The organism is Nannocystis pusilla (assembly GCF_026626665.1).
Lineage (GTDB): Bacteria > Myxococcota_A > Polyangia > Nannocystales > Nannocystaceae > Nannocystis > Nannocystis pusilla.
Genome location: NZ_JAPNKE010000002.1, coordinates 10500049 through 10515798, shown reverse-complemented (window position 1 = coordinate 10515798; position 15750 = coordinate 10500049). Strand labels below are relative to the sequence as shown.

Sequence of the window (15750 nt, the reverse complement as noted above, 5' to 3'; positions counted from 1 at the left end):
CGCCGCAGCCCGCCCGTCGCGCTGCGGCCCGGTCTCGGTCCGCCGCTCCGGTCACCCGGCAGCGGCACTCGCCGCGTCGAACGCCGTGCTCCGGCCCGGTGACGACACCTTCGACCTCGTGCAGCGCTCGGCCGTGGATCGGCCCCGCGGGGTGCCAGCGGTCTCGCCGAGCGCGATCCCTCGGTCGCCGCCGATCTCGGGGCCGCGGCCTCTTGATCTCCGGCTCGGCCGCCCTGTCCGCGCGCGAGGTCCCTCGCGGTGGCTCACCCGCACGTGACCGCGAGCCGCCCGCGCGCGGGCGCCCTCGCGGTCGTCGACCCGCACCTGCCCGCAGCCGGCCGTCACCGGAGCCGACGACCCGCGCCCTGGCCTCGCGCGCTCGCCTGCTCGCCGGAAAACATGTATCTTCAGACATGTTCGAAGCACCATGCCTCTTCGGACATCCACTGTCGTCGCCGGGCGACGTGGGCGGCGACCCGACCCGCGTCGGCGCATGCGCGCGACCACACGCGACCCTCGCGCCAGTCGGCCTGGCGCTCGGAGTAAAGTGCCCGGGATGAGCGCCCGTCCCGTCGCAGCCCGGCCGCGCGCACGGCAGCCCGCCGGGTCGCGCCCGCGCGTCGCGTCGCGCCCCCTCTCGCGCCCGCCGAGGCCATCCCCTCGCGCGCTCCCCGGCCGACGGCGATCCCCTCGCCCCCGCGTCCCTGCGCCTGGTTGCTCGCCGTCGCCGCGCTCGCGCCCGCCTGCTTCAGCGACGGCGGCTACCACCCGGCCGGCGCCACCGCGCTCACCACCGACGACGCCGGCACGAGCACCACCACCACGAGCACCACGAGCACCGCCACCACCGGACCCGAGGTGCCCGCGACCACGACCACCGGCGAGCCCCCGCCGGTATGCGGCGACGGCATCGTCGACCCCGACACCGAGGCCTGCGACGACGGCAACGCCGACGACGGCGACGCCTGCCTCGGCACCTGCGTCGCGGCCAGCTGCGGCGACGGCGTCGTCTGGCTCGGCGTCGAGGACTGCGACCTGGGCGCGGGCAACCACCCGACCGCGCCCGACACCTGCCGCCCCACGTGCGAGCTGCCCGCCTGCGGCGACGGCGGCCTCTACGTCGGCCCGCTCGGCCCCGACCTCGAGCTCCCCACCGGCGAGGAGTCGATCGACGGCGGAGACGACGCCCCGCGCATGATCGGCGCCGCGGCCGACGGCAGCTTCGTCGTCACCTGGCACCTCACCGGCTTCCTCGCCAAGGTCCAGGCCCGCCGGGTCGACGCCGCCGGCCTGCCGTTCGGCGGGGTCGTGGAGCTGCTCGAGCAGCCGTTCCTGCAGGCCCGTGACTCCGTGATCGCGGTCGCGCCGAACGGCGACTACGCGGTCGCGTGGCAGAGCCTGTTCGAGGACGAGCAGGTGTTCGTCCGCGGCGTCGCTGCCGACGAGCCCGCCCCCGCCTTCAAGCTCACCGGCGCCGTCGCTTCCTCGCCCGCGGTGGGCCTCGATCCGGCCGGCGCCCTGATCGCCGCCTGGCGCGCCGGGGGCGGCAAGCAGACCACGCAGATCTACCTGCGCCGCTTCCCGCTGTTCACCGACCCGGAGAGCCCGCCCGAGCAGGCGATCAGCGACCACCCGCTCGGCGCGGCCGGCTCGCCGACGATCGCGGTGCACGAGGACGGCAGCTTCCTGGTCGCCTGGAGCGACCCCGACGGCGCGATCGTCTACCGCCGCTTCACCCCCGACCTGGTCGCCGCCCCGCCCGTCCCCACCGGCCTGTTCGTCGGCGGCGGCACCAACAACAGCGCCCGCCCGTGGACCGGCGCGGCCCTCCAGCCGGACGGCGCCGCGGTGATCGCCGGCCGCGACGCCGACGGCCTGCTCGTCCTGCAGCGCTTCGACGCCGCCGACGTCGCCGGCCCCCGCGTCCAGGTCGACGACGTCGCCGCGCTCCACGTCCCGTTCGTCGACGTCGCCCGCGACACCTGGGGCCACCTCGCGGTCGCCTGGTCGACCTGCGGGGCCCCCGGCGACGACGCCTCGAACTGCGCCGACCTGCCGTCGGTCTCCTGGTTCCGCCGCTTCCGCGTCGACCTGACCCCGCACGAACCCGCCGCCGAGGTCACCACCCGCGACGGCATGCCCCGCCCGCTGTCGCTCGCGGTCGCCCCCACCGGCGCCGCCGCGGTGGCCCGCGTCGAGGGCGACAAGGTCCTTTGAACATGTCCCCGGTGCAATGTCCTCCGTGACATTTTTCTAAAGACATGTCTTAAAGGTCATAGCCGAACGAACTCGACGGTCACGTGATCGCGGCGGCCCGCTCGCGCAGGTGCGAGACGACGCGCCGCGCCACGGGCTCCTCCGACGCCGGCCCGCTGCGGACGAAGCCGCACGCACCGTCACCGCCCACGCCCCGGGGCCACGAACAGAGGCAGAGGCGGCGAGAGGCGCGAGCTCGCCGAAGCCTCGTGCGCGCGGCCTCTCGCGGCTCCGGGCCTTCCCTTTAAAACATGTTCTTCTCGCCAGTTTGCCGGCGGCAGGGGCTGTTCGACCTCGCCGGGCGCGGCCGCGCCCGCGCGAGCGGAGGCACACACCGGGCCGCCCGCGACGACCGCCGGCCCGGGTTAAGCTCGCGCGCATGTCGTCCCGGGCGATCGGAGCGCTGGTGCTGACCTGGGCCGTCGCGGCCTGCTTCAGCGACGGTGGCCTGCACACCAGCGGCCCCGCCACCGACCCGACCCCCACGACCTCGACCTCGACCACCGGCAGCACCACCACCGACCCGACCGGCGGCGAGCCGACCACCACCGCCGCGACCTCCACCACCGGCGAGCCCGAGCCGTCGTGCGGCGACGGTCAGCTGGATCCGGGCGAGCAATGCGACGACGGCAACGACGACGACGGCGACGCCTGCCGCAGCGACTGTCAGCCGGCCACCTGCGGCGACGGCGTCGTCCAGCGCGGCGTCGAGGAGTGCGACGACGGCCCGAACAATCACCCGAGCGAGCCCGCCGCCTGTCGGCCCGACTGTCACGAGCCCGCCTGCGGCGACGGTGCCCTCTACGTCGGCCCGCTCGGCGATCCCGTGATCGTGGCCAGCGATCCGAACGCCGAGCAGGGCGACGACGTCCCGCGGGCGATCGGCGTCGACGCCTCAGGCACCTTCTCCGTGGCCTGGCGGATCAACGCCCTCGTCGATCGCCTCGACGTCCAGACCGTCGCCGCCGACGGCACCCTCGTCGGCGCCCCGCTCGACCTCTCCGACCCGCCGGTCCAGCTCCTGCGCGACCCCGTGATCGCCGTCGCGCCGGGCGGCGACCTCGCGGTCGCATGGGAGGTCAACGCGAACAACGGCGACATCTTCGTCCGCGGCGTCGTCGCCGGCGTCGCCGAACCTGGCCTCAACGCCATCATCGCCAAGAACCCCAACCAGCAGTCGCCTGCGATCGCCCTCGACGACGCGGGCCGGCTCACGCTCGCCTACGTCGGCGTCGCCGGGCTCAACCTCTCGCAGGTCTATGTCCGCCGGATCGCCAACTTCGATCCCGTCTCCCCGGCTGAGTTTGCGATCGGCGAGCACGCCACCGGCGTCCCCACGCCGCCCACGATCGCGACCTGGCCTGACGGCGCCTTCGTGGTCGCCTGGGGCGATCCCGCCGGCGCCATCGTCTATCGCCGCTTCCCCGTCGACGGCCCTCCCGGACCGACGATCACCAGCGGCCTCGTCACCGGCGGGATCGCCCTCGCCGACAGCGCCAACCCGTGGAGCGGCCTCGCCGTGACACCCGATCTGCGAGTCGTGCTCGGCGGTGTCGGTATCGACGGTCGTGTCTCTCTGCAGACCTTCGACCTCGCCGACGTCCCCCAGGCCATCGTGCCCGTCGCCGACGCGCCGCGGATGCACGCTCCGTTCGTCGACCTCGGCAGCGACGCGTGGGGCAACCTCGCGGTCGCCTGGGCCGAGTGCGGCGACGTCGTCGACCCCGTGGCGGCCGATTGCAGCGCGCAGGCCTCCGACCTGCGCCTGCGGTGGTTCCGCGCCGACCTCACCCCGCACGGCGCGGTCACCGACGTCCACGGCATGCTCGGCGCGCCGCCGGCGATCGGCCTCGCGGTCGCGCCCTCGGGGATCACCGGCGTCACTTACCTCGTCGGCGGCGACGTCGTCGTTCGCGTCGCCGGGCTGCAGTGTCCGGCCCCGTGATACCGTCGCGGCTTCACGCCTCTCGATGCACGCGGGCCGTCACTATCCCCTCAAGCACGTCATTCTGTGGACCCGGCGCGAGACCTTCGCCTTCGCGGTCATCGCTGCCGTCCCCACCGTCCTTTACGCCACCGGATGGTCGTGGATCACCGTCCCCTGGCTGCCGATCGCCCTCATCGGCACCGCGGTCGCCTTCATCACCGGCTTCAAGAACAACGCCTCCTACGCGCGCCTGTGGGAGGCGCGGCAGATCTGGGGCGGCATCGTCAACACCAGCCGCTCGTTCGGCGTCATGGCCTGCGACTACCTGCTCCAAGAGCCAGGTCTCTGCGGCCCCGCGGTCGACCTCGCGGCCGCGCGCGACGGCCTGATCGCCCGCCACATCGCCTGGCTGACCGCCCTGCGCTTCCAGCTGCGGGAGCCGCGGGCGTGGGAGAACATCGGCCTCGTGCACAACGCCGAGTACCGCCGGTACTACCAGATCCCCGAGCGGGACAACGACTACCTCGGCATCGAGCTCGGCAAGCTGCTGACCCCGGCCGACTGCGCTGCGATCCTGGGCACCAAGAACCCGGCCGCGCAGCTGCTGGCCCAGCAGTCGCACGCGCTCCGGGACCTGCGCGAGCGCGGCTTTTTGTCCGACTACCGCCACGTCGCCCTCACCGACGCTCTGGTCGAGCTCTACGAGCACCAGGGCAAGTGCGAGCGGATCAAGAACTTCCCGTACCCGCGGCAGTTCGCCACCTTGAACCTGCTGTTCGTGTGGCTGTTCATCGCCCTGGTCCCGCTCGGCCTGCTGCAGGAGTTCTCGAAGCTCGGCGACGGCTTCGTGTGGCTGACGATCCCCGCCGGCGTCATCGTCGCGTGGGTGTTCCACACGATGGACAAGATCGGCGAGAGCACCGAGAACCCGTTCGAGGGCGGGCCCAACGACGTGCCGATCACCGCGATCGCCCGCGCCATCGAGGTCGACCTGCGCGAGATGGCGGGCCAGAAGGACCTCCCGCCGCTGCTCCAGCCGCGCGGCGAGATCTTGATGTAATCTTGATAATGCGCGGACCTGTCCCGAAGGACCTATCTTCACACCAGCAGGTCGGGGTCGTCGGGGTAGAGCCGCGCGGCGATGGCGGCGGCCCGCGACGACTCGCGCGGCAGCTCGAACACCATCACCTGGGCGTCGCTGACCGCGATCGACCACACCAGGCGCTCGTCCTTGCAATAGGTGCGAAGTAGCGCCTCGGGCTCGCGGCTGGCCAGGGCCTCGGCGAAGTTGGGGCCCATGGTCAGCGCCAGCCGCTCGCGCAGATAGGCCTGGATGGTCGCCCAGGTGCCCTTGTAGCCGCGCTCGGCCGCGTCGAGCAAGCGCGCGTCGGTGGTCCCGAGCGCCAGCGCCAGCCGCTCGCGGAAGCCCTCCGGCGCGTCGGCCGGGGGCGGCGTCACGACCTCCACGTCGATCGGCACCTCGAGCTCGCTGTCGGCCTGGGCCAGCCGGCGCAGCAAGATCGGCGCGGACGGGGTGCGATCGCGACGCGAGGGGGTTTACTTCGATCGGTTCCATGGCGGTTCTCCGGTCCGCGGCGTGAGGGACCCGCGGGACACATGTCCATGCAATGATCCATTTCCTCGTGCGAGCAATGGACAAACGGCGCGATCCCGCGAGCCGGCGCGCCCACGCGCCCGCGCGATCGCGCCCGACCGGCCCCGATCGGCGTTCCGAGGCGCCCAGAGACCAGGTGCGGCCTGCGCACGCAGACGCACCGGTGTGACGGGCCGCGTCCCGAGCGCCGCGGCGCGGTACCGCGGAGCCCGGCTCACACCCATCCCATTCGGCGCGAATCAGCGGACCCTGTGCGACGTTTCTCCGCTCCCCCTCGGCGCCTCACAGCCGGCGACGCGGCTTGTCGCGGCGCAACCGCGGTCCGGCCCGGCGAGCCAGCTCGTCCATGAAGTGGTTGTCGTCGAGATCCGGCACGCGGGTGCGGATCTGGGACATCAGCTCCTCGACGTCGGGCTTGTCCGAGCCGCGGTGGAGCTCGTCGACCAAACTGAGCAGGAGCCGCTCGGAGCGTGCGCGGTCCGCCTCGATGCGGCGCCGCAGCACGGACCCGCGCACCACCAGGCCGATCACGACCGCGAGCGCGAGGCCCAGCACCCAGGCGATGATCTGGCTGATCTGGATGCCCTTGTGCAGCATGTGGTCGAGGCGGGTCCAGATCGACTCCTCGAGCTGGCCGAGGTCGCGCCTCACCTCGAGCTCGGCCAGCGCGTCGGCGGCGCCGAGCACCAACTGCTTGCTCGCCTCGCGCGAGACGATGCCGATCACCGGCACCAGCTCGTCGCGCACCGCCTCGCGCAGGGCCGGGGCCAGGTCCGCGCGCACCACCTTCTTCAGCCCCGGGCCCACGTCCTGCTCGAGCACGTGGCGCAGCGCCGGCCCGAGGTCCTCCTGCAGGCCCTTGCCGGCCGACTGCGTCAGCGCCGTCACCGTCGTGCGCGTGAGGTCGTTGACCATCGCGCTGGCCTCGCGGCGCGTCCTCGGCGACAGCGCGCTGTCGAGGGTCTGTTGCACCGTCGCGGCCAGCGCCGGGCTGATGTCCTCCTTCAGGCCCTTGCCCGCCGCCTTGGTGATCGCCGCGAGGTAGCGCGTGCTCATGTCGCGCAGCGCGGTCTGCCGCTGCTCGTCGGTGAGCCCGTCGAGCGCGCCCCCGACCAGCGACTCGGTCAGCTCTTTGCTGGCCGCCTGGATCTGCGGGTCGTGCAGGAGCTTCTGGATCCGCGCCTGCGACTCGGGGTCCTCGAGGAAGGACAGGGTCTCGTCGAACGTCGCCGGTACCGCTTTGCGGACCACCCCCTCGGCGGTGATACACCCCGGAGCGACCGAGAGGAGGAGAGCGATCAGAGAGACGCCGCGCAGGTCGTTGAGCCGCATGTCAGAGCCATGCGACGAGTCGCCGCGCCGGCCAGCGCGTCATTGTACGCACCCCGGATACGCGCGAGCCCGCGGGCTGGAAATCACCACAGATCGAGCGCCGATCGCCGCGATCGAACCTCCGCGACCAGGGCCCGCGCCCGCGTCGCGATCGCGTTCCAGGCCGCTCCGGCGGAGGACGCGCGGGCATTTCACCGTCACCGCTTGACTCTGCTCGCACCTCGATCACGGTTCCGGAGAGGGAGCCGCAAGGCCCCGAGGAATGGAGGTCCACCGTGCTTTACTGGTCCATCGTCTTCTTCATCGTCGCCCTCGTCGCCGCCGTCTTCGGCTTTGGTGGCATCGCGGCCGAGAGCGCCTACATCGCCAAGATCCTGGCCTTCATCGGTCTCATCCTCGCCGTCGTCACCTTCGTGATGCGGCGCTGAGCGACAACCTGCCAACTTCCAACCTGTCCTGCGGGACAGCTCGCTCCGTCCGTCCCGCGGAGCTCGAGCTGTCCCGCAGGGCGCTTCGTCGCGAGGCCGTGCACACGCACGGTCCCGCACGCGCTCTCGGGCGCGCACGAGCCCGCTCCGCCCGCCCGTCGCTCAGGCCGCGGGCACCGCACGGCTCGGTGCCGACGACGCGGCGGTCGAGCTCGCCGCGCCGCGCCCGCCCGGTCCGCCGCGAATCACATGTCCCCGAGGACACGCGCGCTTCACGGCCCGACCGGGTAGCGGCTGGCGATGGCGATCCGGTTCCACAGGCTCATCTGGATCGCCAGCCACTCGACCGCGGCGATCTCCTCCGACGACAGCACCGCAGCGGCCTCGGCGTAGACGGTCTCGGGGATCTGGTCGTGGGCGACCAGGGTGACGGCCTCGGTCAGCTCGAGCGCCGCGCGCTCCCTGTCGGTGAAGTACTGCGTCTCGCGCCAGGCCGGCAGCACGCTGATGCGGTCGCTGGACTCGCCGGCGGCCAGCGCGTCGCGGGTATGCATGCGCACGCAGAAGGCGCAGTGGTTGACCTGCGACGCGCGCAGGCGCAGCAGCTGGCAGAAGCCGTCGCCGAGCCCGGCCGCCCGGGCCCGCTGCGTCACCTGCCCGTCGAGGGACACCACCGCCCGGTACAGCTCGGGGGCGATCTTGCCGAGGTTGACGCGGTCGTCCTGGTTCATTTCCCGCCGCCCTTGGCCTCGAGCTTGGCCCACGAGTCGCGCAGGCCGATGGTGCGGTTGACGACCAGGCGCTCGTCGGTGCTGTCGCGGTCGACGCAGAAGTAGGCCAGGCGCTCGAACTGCACGCGGGTGCCGGTGGGCGCCGCGGCCATGCTCGGCTCGACCTTGGCGCCCTGGACCACCTCGAGCGACTTCGGGTTGAGGTTGTCGAGGAACGTCTTGCCCTCGGGCGCCTCGTTGGGGTCCTCGGTCATGAACAGGCGGTCGTACAGGCGCGCCTCGACCGGCAGCGCGTGCGCGGCCGAGACCCAGTGGATCGTGCCCTTGACCTTGCGGTTCGCGTTCGCCCCGCCCGGGCGCGACGCGGTGTCGAGCGTGCAGCGCAGCTCGATGATCTCGCCCTGCGCGTCCTTCACCACCTCGTCGCAGCGGACGATGCCGACGTGGCGCAGCCGCACCTCGGCGCCCGGGCTCAGGCGGAACCAGCCCTTGACCGCCTGCTCCTTGAAGTCCTCGCGCTCGATGAACAGCTCGCGGCCGATCGGCACCGGCCGGGTCCCGCGCGCCGGGTCGTCGGCGAAGTACGGCGCGTCGATCCACTCGACCTCGCCCGCGGCCCAGTTCGTCAGCGTCACCTTCAGCGGGTAGAGCACGCCCATCACCCGCGGGCTGGTCGCGTTGAGGTGCTCGCGCAGCGCGTGCTCGAGCAGCGTCACGTCGATGAGCCCGTTGCGCTTCGACACCCCGACGCGCTCGCACAGGTTGCGGATCGCCTCCGGCGTGTAGCCGCGGCGGCGCAGACCCGCGAGCGTCGGCATGCGCGGGTCGTCCCAGCCCGACACGATGCCCTCCAGCACCATCTGCTTGAGCTTGCGCTTGCCGAGCAGGGTGTAGCTGAGGTTGAGCTTGGCGAACTCGATCTGCTCCGGGTCGCCGGGCACCGTCAGCTGCGCGAGGATCCAGTCGTACAGCGGGCGGTGGTCCTCGAACTCCAGCGTGCACAGCGAGTGGGTGATCCGCTCGAGCGCGTCGGAGATGCAGTGCGCGTAGTCGTACATCGGGTAGACGCACCACGCGTCGCCCGTGCGGTGGTGGTGCGCCTTCTTGATGCGGTAGATCGGCGGGTCGCGCATGTTGATGTTGCCGTGCTCGACGTCGATCTTGGCGCGCAGCACGTGCTCGCCCTCCTCGAACTCGCCGGCGCGCATGCGGCGGAACAGGTCGAGGTTCTCCTCGACGCTGCGGTCGCGGTACGGGCTCGCGGTGCCCTTCTTGTAGAAGTTGCCGCGGTAGGCCTTGATCTCGTCCGCCGTGAGGCTGTCGACGAACGCCTTGCCGGCGCGGATCAGGTCCTCGGCGAAGTCGTACAGCCGCTGGAAGTAGTCCGACGCGAAGTACTTGTGCTCGCCCCAGTCGAAGCCGAGCCAGCGGATGTCCTCCTGGATCGACTCGACGAACTCGACGTCTTCGGTGGCCGGGTTGGTGTCGTCGAAGCGGAGGTGGCAGCGGCCGCCGAACTCGGCGGCCATGCCGAAGTTGAGGCAGATCGACTTGGCGTGGCCGATGTGGAGGTAGCCGTTGGGCTCGGGCGGGAAGCGGGTGCACGCGTCCCTCGCGCCGGCCCTGGGCGATGTCCTGGGCGATCCGCTCGCGGATGAAGTTCGAAGGTCCATCGTCGACGGGCGGCTGGCTCTCGCTGGTCATGGCGACGAGATCCGTACTCCAGGTGGGCCCGCAGGGTCAAACGGCGGCCCGCGGCGGCTTTGTGGCGGGAAATTGCCCCGCCCGCGCGGCCCGTGTTTCCCTCGCCCCCGTGAGCCCCGGATCTCCGCGCTGGACCGCCGTTCGGGCCTTCCTCGGCCGCCACGCCTACGTCGCCCTGGCGGCCGGTGCGCTGCTCGTGCTCACCCGCACCGTCGACTTCGCCCCGCCGCCGCTCGTCCGCCCCGACCCGTCCGCGCACGGCGGCGCCGGCGAGCCGGTCGCCGTCCAGGAGTTCTCGCCCGAGCTGCGCAACCCCCGGGTCGTCCAGCTCCGCCTGGTCCTGCGCCGCTACGACGACCCCGCCCTGCCGGTCAAGGCCGACGACCACGCCCTCGACGACCGCGGCGACGTGCTGTCGTCCCCGCTCGTCACCGCCGTCGTCGGCACCGAGGCCGCGGTCGACCAGAAGGTCGCGCTCGAGGGCGGCGACCTGCAGGTCCGCCTCGGCCTGCGCGCCACCCCGCGGCTCACCCTCGGCGACGCCACCACGCTCGAGCACACCCTCGAGATCCGCAGCGAGCGCACCGGCTGGCGCGGCCACCCCGAGATCCTGGTGTTCATCGCCGGGGGCACGATCGGCGACCTCGACGGCCGCGGCCAGCGCTGGGTGTTCACCGTCGACGACCACCTGTTCAGCCTCGACCTCGAGGCCGTGCGCCCCGGCGGCCCGGTCTGAGCGCCACCGCCGCGGCCGCGCCGGAGGACCTCCGGGCATGACTCATCGAGCATGCTCTCGAGGACATGTCTCCAATCACATGTCCTGAGCGACATGCCCCTTCGGCCCGGTCAGCGCCGATACGGGTCCGTCACCCGGGCCAGCAGCGTCGCCTCGAACGTCCGCAGGGCGATCATCGTCCGCCGCAGCTCGGCGAACACATGCGCGACGTCGGGGGCCTCGGGGTACAGCACCTCTTCCCACAGGTCGTCGCTGCGGTCGAACACCCCGGGGCGGAACAGCGCCGCGTAGAACGGCGCCGGCGACAGGCCGAGGCCGAGCAGGACCAGGCGCTCGCGCTCGTCGAGCCAGCGGAACAGCAGCAGCCACTCCCACAGCGCCCGTCGGGCCTCGCCGATCGCGCGGTCGTAGGCGTCGCAGCGGGCCCGCCGGCCCCACGGCGTCTCCGGGGCCAGCGGGTTGTCCCAGTACGACAGCGGGGTCGCCAGCGCGTGGCGGACCACGCGTGCCTGCCGGGCCAGCTCGCCGAGCCCGCGGCTCAGGTGCGCGGTGCTGAGGTGGTCGTCGCCCTCGCTGAGGGCCAACAGCTCGCGCAGCCGGGCGTCGCGCTGGCGCTCCGGGACCACCAGCGCGCCGCTGCCGCGGCCGTGACCCCTGCGCCGACGGTGATCGCCCAGCTCACTGCAGTCAATGTGACCGATGCCGGGCCCCCGCTCAAGGCCGTCCGCCGGCGCACATTCGCCCACGACCTGGCTCTCGAGACATGTACTGACATTGCCCCGCGCGCCTCGCGTGCGCCCGCTGTCGTGATTCACAGCCGCCATTCGCCGGCCGCGGCGCCTGGCGGCTCGGACGCCCGAGTCCGCGCGCTCGGCCCGAGCGCCCGCGAGCCTGTCCACCCGCGACCCCACCCTCGCTCCGGCTCCTGGAGGAGGCTCTCCGCCCGCGACCTCCGCGTGAGGCGACCTCTCGCGCCTCGGACCCCCGCCGACGAGCCCGACGAGGGACGACGCGGAGGCCAAGGGTTCGATGCTCGCGTCCGGAGGTCCCGGAGTCTCCTCGCCGCCACGAGGAAAAGACCCTGGACGAATCGCTCGATGCTCCCGCCCTGGTCATCCCGCAGGTCCCTCCGCCAGCGCCCGCGAGCCACGCCCGCGCCCCATGCCGCGCCGTCACCTCGCGCGACCCGTTGCCTCTACAAGCTCCAGCTCCTCGCGCCCGCGGGTCGTCGACAAGCTCCAGCTCCCCGAGCCCCCCGCCGTTTCGCCGTCCCCCCCGAGACGTTGCCGCTACAAGCTCCAGCTCCCCGACCGCGTCCCCTCGCAGGCGCCGACGCACACCGCTGGAGAAGCCCGAGCGCCACGACGCCGCCGGGCTCCACGAATCGAACTCCCACGCATCACTCCCCGCTCGCGTCATACCTATGTCGTGACCGACGCGGACGGACGACCGCGGACAACAGACGGTTGGCTCCACTCGGCCTCGGACAAACGTGAGGCACACCGCTTGCGACGCTGGTACCGTGCGAACTCTGGATGACTGCGAACTCCGACGTTCGTCCTTTCCTCGACCTCCACGGCGCCGAGTTCTCGCGTGACCCACACGGCGCGCTGCGGGCCGCACGCGAGCAGAGCTGGTGCGCGGACACGGCCCTGGGCCCGGCGATCCTGCGCTACCACGAGGTCCAGGCGACGCTGGCCCAGCGTACGCTGCGGACCCCGGACCTGACTTTTTGGCCATGCAGGGGATCCACGACGGCCCGCTGGTCGAGATCATGTCCGGCTTCCTGCTCAACACCGACGGCGCCGCGCACGATCGCCTGCGCCGGCTCATCAGCCGCGCCTTCACCGTCCGCCGCGTCGAGGCGGTGCGCCCGCGGATCGTCGCCATCGCCGAGGAGCTGACCGCCGCCCTGGTCGCCAAGGACCGCTGCGACCTCGTGGGCGAGTTCGCCGACCCGTTCGCGCGCCGCGTCCTGTGTGCATTCGTCGGCATCCCCGCCGACGCCCAGGCCCGCGTGCGCCGCTGGACCGCCGACCTCGGTCTGCTGTTCGGCCTCAGCGTCGCCACCCACCGGGCCCGGATCGAGGCATCGATGCTCGAGCTGCGCGCCTTCATCGACGACCTGATCGCGCTGCGCCGCCGCGACCCGCTCGACGACCTGCTCAGCAAGCTGGTGGCGGCCCAGGCCAACGGCGACGCCCTCACCGACCTCGAGCTGCGGGCGATGATCGTCACCTTCATGTCGGCCGGCAGCGACACCGTCCTCAACCAGCTCGGCCACGCGTTCGCGGCCTTCCTCGCCCACCCCGAGCAGTGGCGCCTGCTCGCCCGCGACTCGTCGCTGGCAGCGCCCGCCGCCGAGGAGGTGGTCCGCTTCTCGCCGGCCTCGCTGCTCGGGGTGCCGCGGATCGCCACCGCCGACGTCGAGGTCGCCGGCCACGTGTTCCCGCGCGGCAGCTTCCTCCTCCCGATCACCGGCTCCGCCAACCGCGACGCGCAGGTGTTCGCCGACCCCGACCGCTTCGACATCACCCGCAAGCGCGACGTCCACCTCACCTTCGGCGGCGGGATCCACTATTGCCTCGGCGCCGCGCTGGCCCGCGTGCAGCTGCAGATCACCCTGCCGATGCTGGCCGCACGCCTCGGCGAGCTCCACCCCGACGGCCCGATCCCCTGGCTCCCGCCGACCGAGGCCGTGTACGGCCCCCTGCGCGTGCCGGTGGGCTACCGCGCCCGCGCCTGAGGTCATTTTTTCCCCGGCGACCCGGTCCGCGGCCTGCGCTTCAGGCGTGACCTCCGCCTGTCCCGGCATTCACGTGACATGACCCTTCGGCCATGTCTCCGCACCCGGACGCCTCGCCGCGCCCGCATCACGAGCACCGTCGAGGCGCGACAGCCCCGCTCGTCGGCCACCGCGCCTCGAGCCCGCTGAGCCGCCCGACGAGCCCGGCGGTACAGGCCGCCGGATCGCGCGGCCGGCCGCTCGCTCCTGCGAAAGGCCGAGACCCCGCGCGTCCGCTCGTCCGGCCGTACGCTCATTGGAACTTCGGGACATATGCGCATACCGCTGCGCCGCAGCGGCGCCGACCGGCGCGCCCAGCGGACCGCGAGCATTCGAGCGCCCCGCGGCGGCGACCGGCGCGAGCCCGGTTTCGCCCGCGACGGGCCGTCGTCGCGGCGATTGGGGCGATAGGGCGGTTCAAGCTCGAGTTCGCTGTATTGGTGCCAGTCGTGGCTCCGGGTCATAAGCCATCCGACCCTTTGGCGCGCCTCGGTCGCGACCGGCCGGCGCGGCGCCCAGGTTCAAGGAGATCCGCCATGCTCGCACGTTCATGTCTGACCTTGCTGCTCTGCTGCACCTCGACCCTCGCGGCGGCGAAGGAGCCCGCGCAGGTCGCGGCCACGCAGGCTCCCATCGCGCGTCCGCTGGCGGCGCGCAATGTGGAGCCCGCGAATCAACCGGGGCTCATCTCGCCCGGCAAGGAGCCGGATATCGTCCCGCCCGACTACAAGCGCGACTGGAAGACCGAGCAGCGCTTCCTGCAGGCCGGCACCGGCACCTCGTGGGCGCTCGCCGGCCTCGGCACCGTCGGCCTCATCGTCCCGCTCGCCATGCTGAGTCGCTGCAACAACGCCCAGGACGCCGGAGCGATGCTCGACTGCAGCCAGGAGCGCCGCACCGCCGGCATCATGGCCCCGATCCTCGGCGTCCTCACCGTCGCCGCGCTCGTCCCCGCCGTGATGTTCACCCGCCGCCTGGTCAAGCACGACGACAAGAAGCCGGGCAAGCAGCGCACCGCCTTCGGCGTCAGCGCCGGCGGCCTGCAGCTGAAGTTCTGAACGGCCGCGGACGCGGCGTGGCAGCGACCCCGGGCCGCTCGCGCGCGCAGGGCTCGCGGCGTATCCTCGCGGCCATGCCCGCCCGCCTGCGCGCCGCCGGTCCCGCCGACGCCGCCGACATCCACCGCTTGATCGTCGACCTCGCCACCTACGAGCGCGAACCGGACGCCGTGGAGGTCACCGTCGACACGCTGCGCGACCAGCTCGCGAGCGAGCGCCCGCCCTTCGAGTGCCTCCTCGCCGAGGACGACGACGGCGCGGTGGTCGGCTTCGCCCTCTACTTCCACAACTACTCGACCTGGCGCGGCCGCCCCGGCCTCTACCTCGAGGACCTGTTCGTCGACCCGGCCGCGCGCGGCCGCGGCATCGGCAAGCAGCTGCTCGTGCGCCTGGCCCAGCTCGCCGTCGAGCGCGGCTGCGCCCGCATGGACTGGGCCGTGCTCGACTGGAACGCCCCCGCGATCGCCTTCTACGAGTCGCTCGGCGCCCGCGCGGTGGCGGACTGGACCATCTTCCGCCTCACCGGACCCGCGCTTTCAGACCTGGCCCGCACGACATGACCTTTCGGTCATTGTCGTGACCTCACAGGCGCGACAGCTGGCCGACGCGGGCGACCAGCGACTGGCTGCCCATCACGACCAGGCGGCCGGCGGTGGCCAGCGCGTCGGCGATGTTCGGGTCGCCGGTGACGAGGCTCTTGAAGTCGGCGCTGTCGATCGCCAGCTCGCACTGGGCGCCGGGCCAGTAGCCGGGCCACACGCCCGTTTTGGTGCGAGTGACCTCGACCCACCATTCGCCGCCCTCGGGGCCGGAGATCCGGAATTGATAGGTCCCGCCGATCTCGGCCGCACCCGCCGGATTACGGCGGAGGGCCGCCGGCAGGTCCTCGTTGAAAAAGCGCTGGACGTTCATCCGCGGGTGCCAGCGGTCACGCTGCCACGCTGTTCCGCTGGAGTCAACGTTCCGCGCCGGGTCCGCCGGTATCGCAGGAGCGCCGCTCGTGGAACGCCTTATCGCCGCGAGCGGCGCCGCCGAGTACGTCAGCGCCCGGCCGTAGAACCATTGGTAGCACCCTGGCGCACTGCGACGTATCGCGCGCTACCGCGCGAAATGCGATGTCCGTCCAAGCGTCGCAAAAATCGAACCCCGCGCGCCCGCCGACGCCCCCTGCGGCGCGC

At 72.6% G+C, this 15750-nt stretch carries 13 protein-coding genes and 1 pseudogene; 8 read left to right on the top strand and 6 right to left on the bottom strand.

Features of this window, described 5'->3' with window-relative positions:
* Nucleotides 1–714: 714 nt before the first annotated feature.
* From OV079_RS46535 to OV079_RS46525, 3 genes are all read left to right on the top strand, one after another.
* The gene (locus OV079_RS46535) at nucleotides 715–2217 is read left to right on the top strand and encodes a hypothetical protein (protein ID WP_267776428.1); all 1503 of its coding nucleotides are present in this window, start codon (nucleotides 715–717) and stop codon (nucleotides 2215–2217) included.
* A gap of 418 nt (nucleotides 2218–2635) precedes the next feature.
* The gene (locus OV079_RS46530) at nucleotides 2636–4201 is read left to right on the top strand and encodes a DUF4215 domain-containing protein (RefSeq protein ID WP_267776426.1); all 1566 of its coding nucleotides are present in this window, start codon (nucleotides 2636–2638) and stop codon (nucleotides 4199–4201) included.
* Nucleotides 4202–4226: 25 nt separating this feature from the next.
* The gene (locus tag OV079_RS46525; protein ID WP_267776425.1) at nucleotides 4227–5243 is read left to right on the top strand and encodes a bestrophin family protein; all 1017 of its coding nucleotides are present in this window, start codon (nucleotides 4227–4229) and stop codon (nucleotides 5241–5243) included.
* A gap of 38 nt (nucleotides 5244–5281) precedes the next feature.
* Here the strand turns inward: OV079_RS46525 and OV079_RS46520 are convergent, their stop codons facing one another.
* A complete protein-coding gene (locus tag OV079_RS46520) occupies nucleotides 5282–5701 on the bottom strand; it encodes a hypothetical protein (protein WP_267776424.1) in 420 nt (139 codons plus the stop codon).
* A 379-nt stretch (nucleotides 5702–6080) separates the two neighbouring features.
* Nucleotides 6081–7130, bottom strand: coding sequence for a hypothetical protein (locus OV079_RS46515; protein WP_267776422.1), 1050 nt, complete (start codon nucleotides 7128–7130; stop codon nucleotides 6081–6083).
* A gap of 275 nt (nucleotides 7131–7405) precedes the next feature.
* Between OV079_RS46515 and OV079_RS46510 the strand changes: the two genes are divergently transcribed.
* A complete protein-coding gene (locus OV079_RS46510; RefSeq protein WP_267704343.1) occupies nucleotides 7406–7558 on the top strand; it encodes a DUF1328 domain-containing protein in 153 nt (50 codons plus the stop codon).
* A 272-nt stretch (nucleotides 7559–7830) separates the two neighbouring features.
* On the opposite strand, the gene OV079_RS46505 is transcribed toward OV079_RS46510, so the two are convergent.
* Together OV079_RS46505 and OV079_RS46500 are read right to left on the bottom strand one after the other, a co-directional pair.
* The gene (locus OV079_RS46505; protein ID WP_267776420.1) at nucleotides 7831–8289 is read right to left on the bottom strand and encodes a carboxymuconolactone decarboxylase family protein; all 459 of its coding nucleotides are present in this window, start codon (nucleotides 8287–8289) and stop codon (nucleotides 7831–7833) included.
* Nucleotides 8286–9993, bottom strand: a pseudogene (locus OV079_RS46500) (glutamine--tRNA ligase/YqeY domain fusion protein). Before OV079_RS46500 ends, OV079_RS46505 begins: the two are co-directional and overlap by 4 nt.
* Nucleotides 9994–10102: 109 nt before the next feature.
* On the opposite strand from OV079_RS46500, the gene OV079_RS46495 reads away from it, so the two are divergent.
* Nucleotides 10103–10729, top strand: a complete 627-nt coding sequence (locus OV079_RS46495) for a hypothetical protein (RefSeq protein WP_267776418.1) — start codon at nucleotides 10103–10105, stop codon at nucleotides 10727–10729.
* Nucleotides 10730–10839: 110 nt separating this feature from the next.
* Here OV079_RS46495 and OV079_RS46490 read toward each other — a convergent pair whose 3' ends face one another.
* Nucleotides 10840–11355 (bottom strand): hypothetical protein, encoded by a 516-nt coding sequence (locus tag OV079_RS46490; RefSeq protein WP_267776416.1) that lies wholly within the window; start codon nucleotides 11353–11355, stop codon nucleotides 10840–10842.
* A 1112-nt stretch (nucleotides 11356–12467) separates the two neighbouring features.
* Here OV079_RS46490 and OV079_RS46485 point away from each other — a divergent pair.
* The 3 genes from OV079_RS46485 to OV079_RS46475 all read left to right on the top strand — a co-directional run bounded on the left by OV079_RS46485 (nucleotide 12468) and on the right by OV079_RS46475 (nucleotide 15132).
* Nucleotides 12468–13475, top strand: a complete 1008-nt coding sequence (locus tag OV079_RS46485; RefSeq protein WP_267776414.1) for a cytochrome P450 — start codon at nucleotides 12468–12470, stop codon at nucleotides 13473–13475.
* A 575-nt stretch (nucleotides 13476–14050) separates the two neighbouring features.
* Nucleotides 14051–14572, top strand: a complete 522-nt coding sequence (locus OV079_RS46480; RefSeq protein ID WP_267776413.1) for a hypothetical protein — start codon at nucleotides 14051–14053, stop codon at nucleotides 14570–14572.
* Between the two features lie 74 nt (nucleotides 14573–14646).
* Entirely contained in the window at nucleotides 14647–15132 is a 486-nt protein-coding gene (locus OV079_RS46475) for a GNAT family N-acetyltransferase (protein WP_267776412.1), read from the top strand.
* 22 nt (nucleotides 15133–15154) lie between these two features.
* On the opposite strand, the gene OV079_RS46470 is transcribed toward OV079_RS46475, so the two are convergent.
* Nucleotides 15155–15484 carry an SCP2 sterol-binding domain-containing protein gene (locus OV079_RS46470; protein WP_267776411.1) on the bottom strand — a complete coding sequence of 110 codons (330 nt, stop codon included), beginning with the start codon at nucleotides 15482–15484 and terminating at the stop codon, nucleotides 15155–15157.
* Nucleotides 15485–15750 lie beyond the last annotated feature (266 nt).

Coding starts and splice junctions, on each gene's coding strand:
- OV079_RS46530 (WP_267776426.1), top strand. CDS start 2,636: ATGTCGTCCCGGGCGATCGGAGCGCTGGTGCTGACCTGGGCCGTCGCG.
- OV079_RS46525 (WP_267776425.1), top strand. CDS start 4,227: ATGCACGCGGGCCGTCACTATCCCCTCAAGCACGTCATTCTGTGGACC.
- OV079_RS46515 (WP_267776422.1), bottom strand. CDS start 7,130: ATGCGGCTCAACGACCTGCGCGGCGTCTCTCTGATCGCTCTCCTCCTC.
- OV079_RS46505 (WP_267776420.1), bottom strand. CDS start 8,289: ATGAACCAGGACGACCGCGTCAACCTCGGCAAGATCGCCCCCGAGCTG.
- OV079_RS46485 (WP_267776414.1), top strand. CDS start 12,468: ATGCAGGGGATCCACGACGGCCCGCTGGTCGAGATCATGTCCGGCTTC.
- OV079_RS46480 (WP_267776413.1), top strand. CDS start 14,051: ATGCTCGCACGTTCATGTCTGACCTTGCTGCTCTGCTGCACCTCGACC.
- OV079_RS46475 (WP_267776412.1), top strand. CDS start 14,647: ATGCCCGCCCGCCTGCGCGCCGCCGGTCCCGCCGACGCCGCCGACATC.
- OV079_RS46470 (WP_267776411.1), bottom strand. CDS start 15,484: ATGAACGTCCAGCGCTTTTTCAACGAGGACCTGCCGGCGGCCCTCCGC.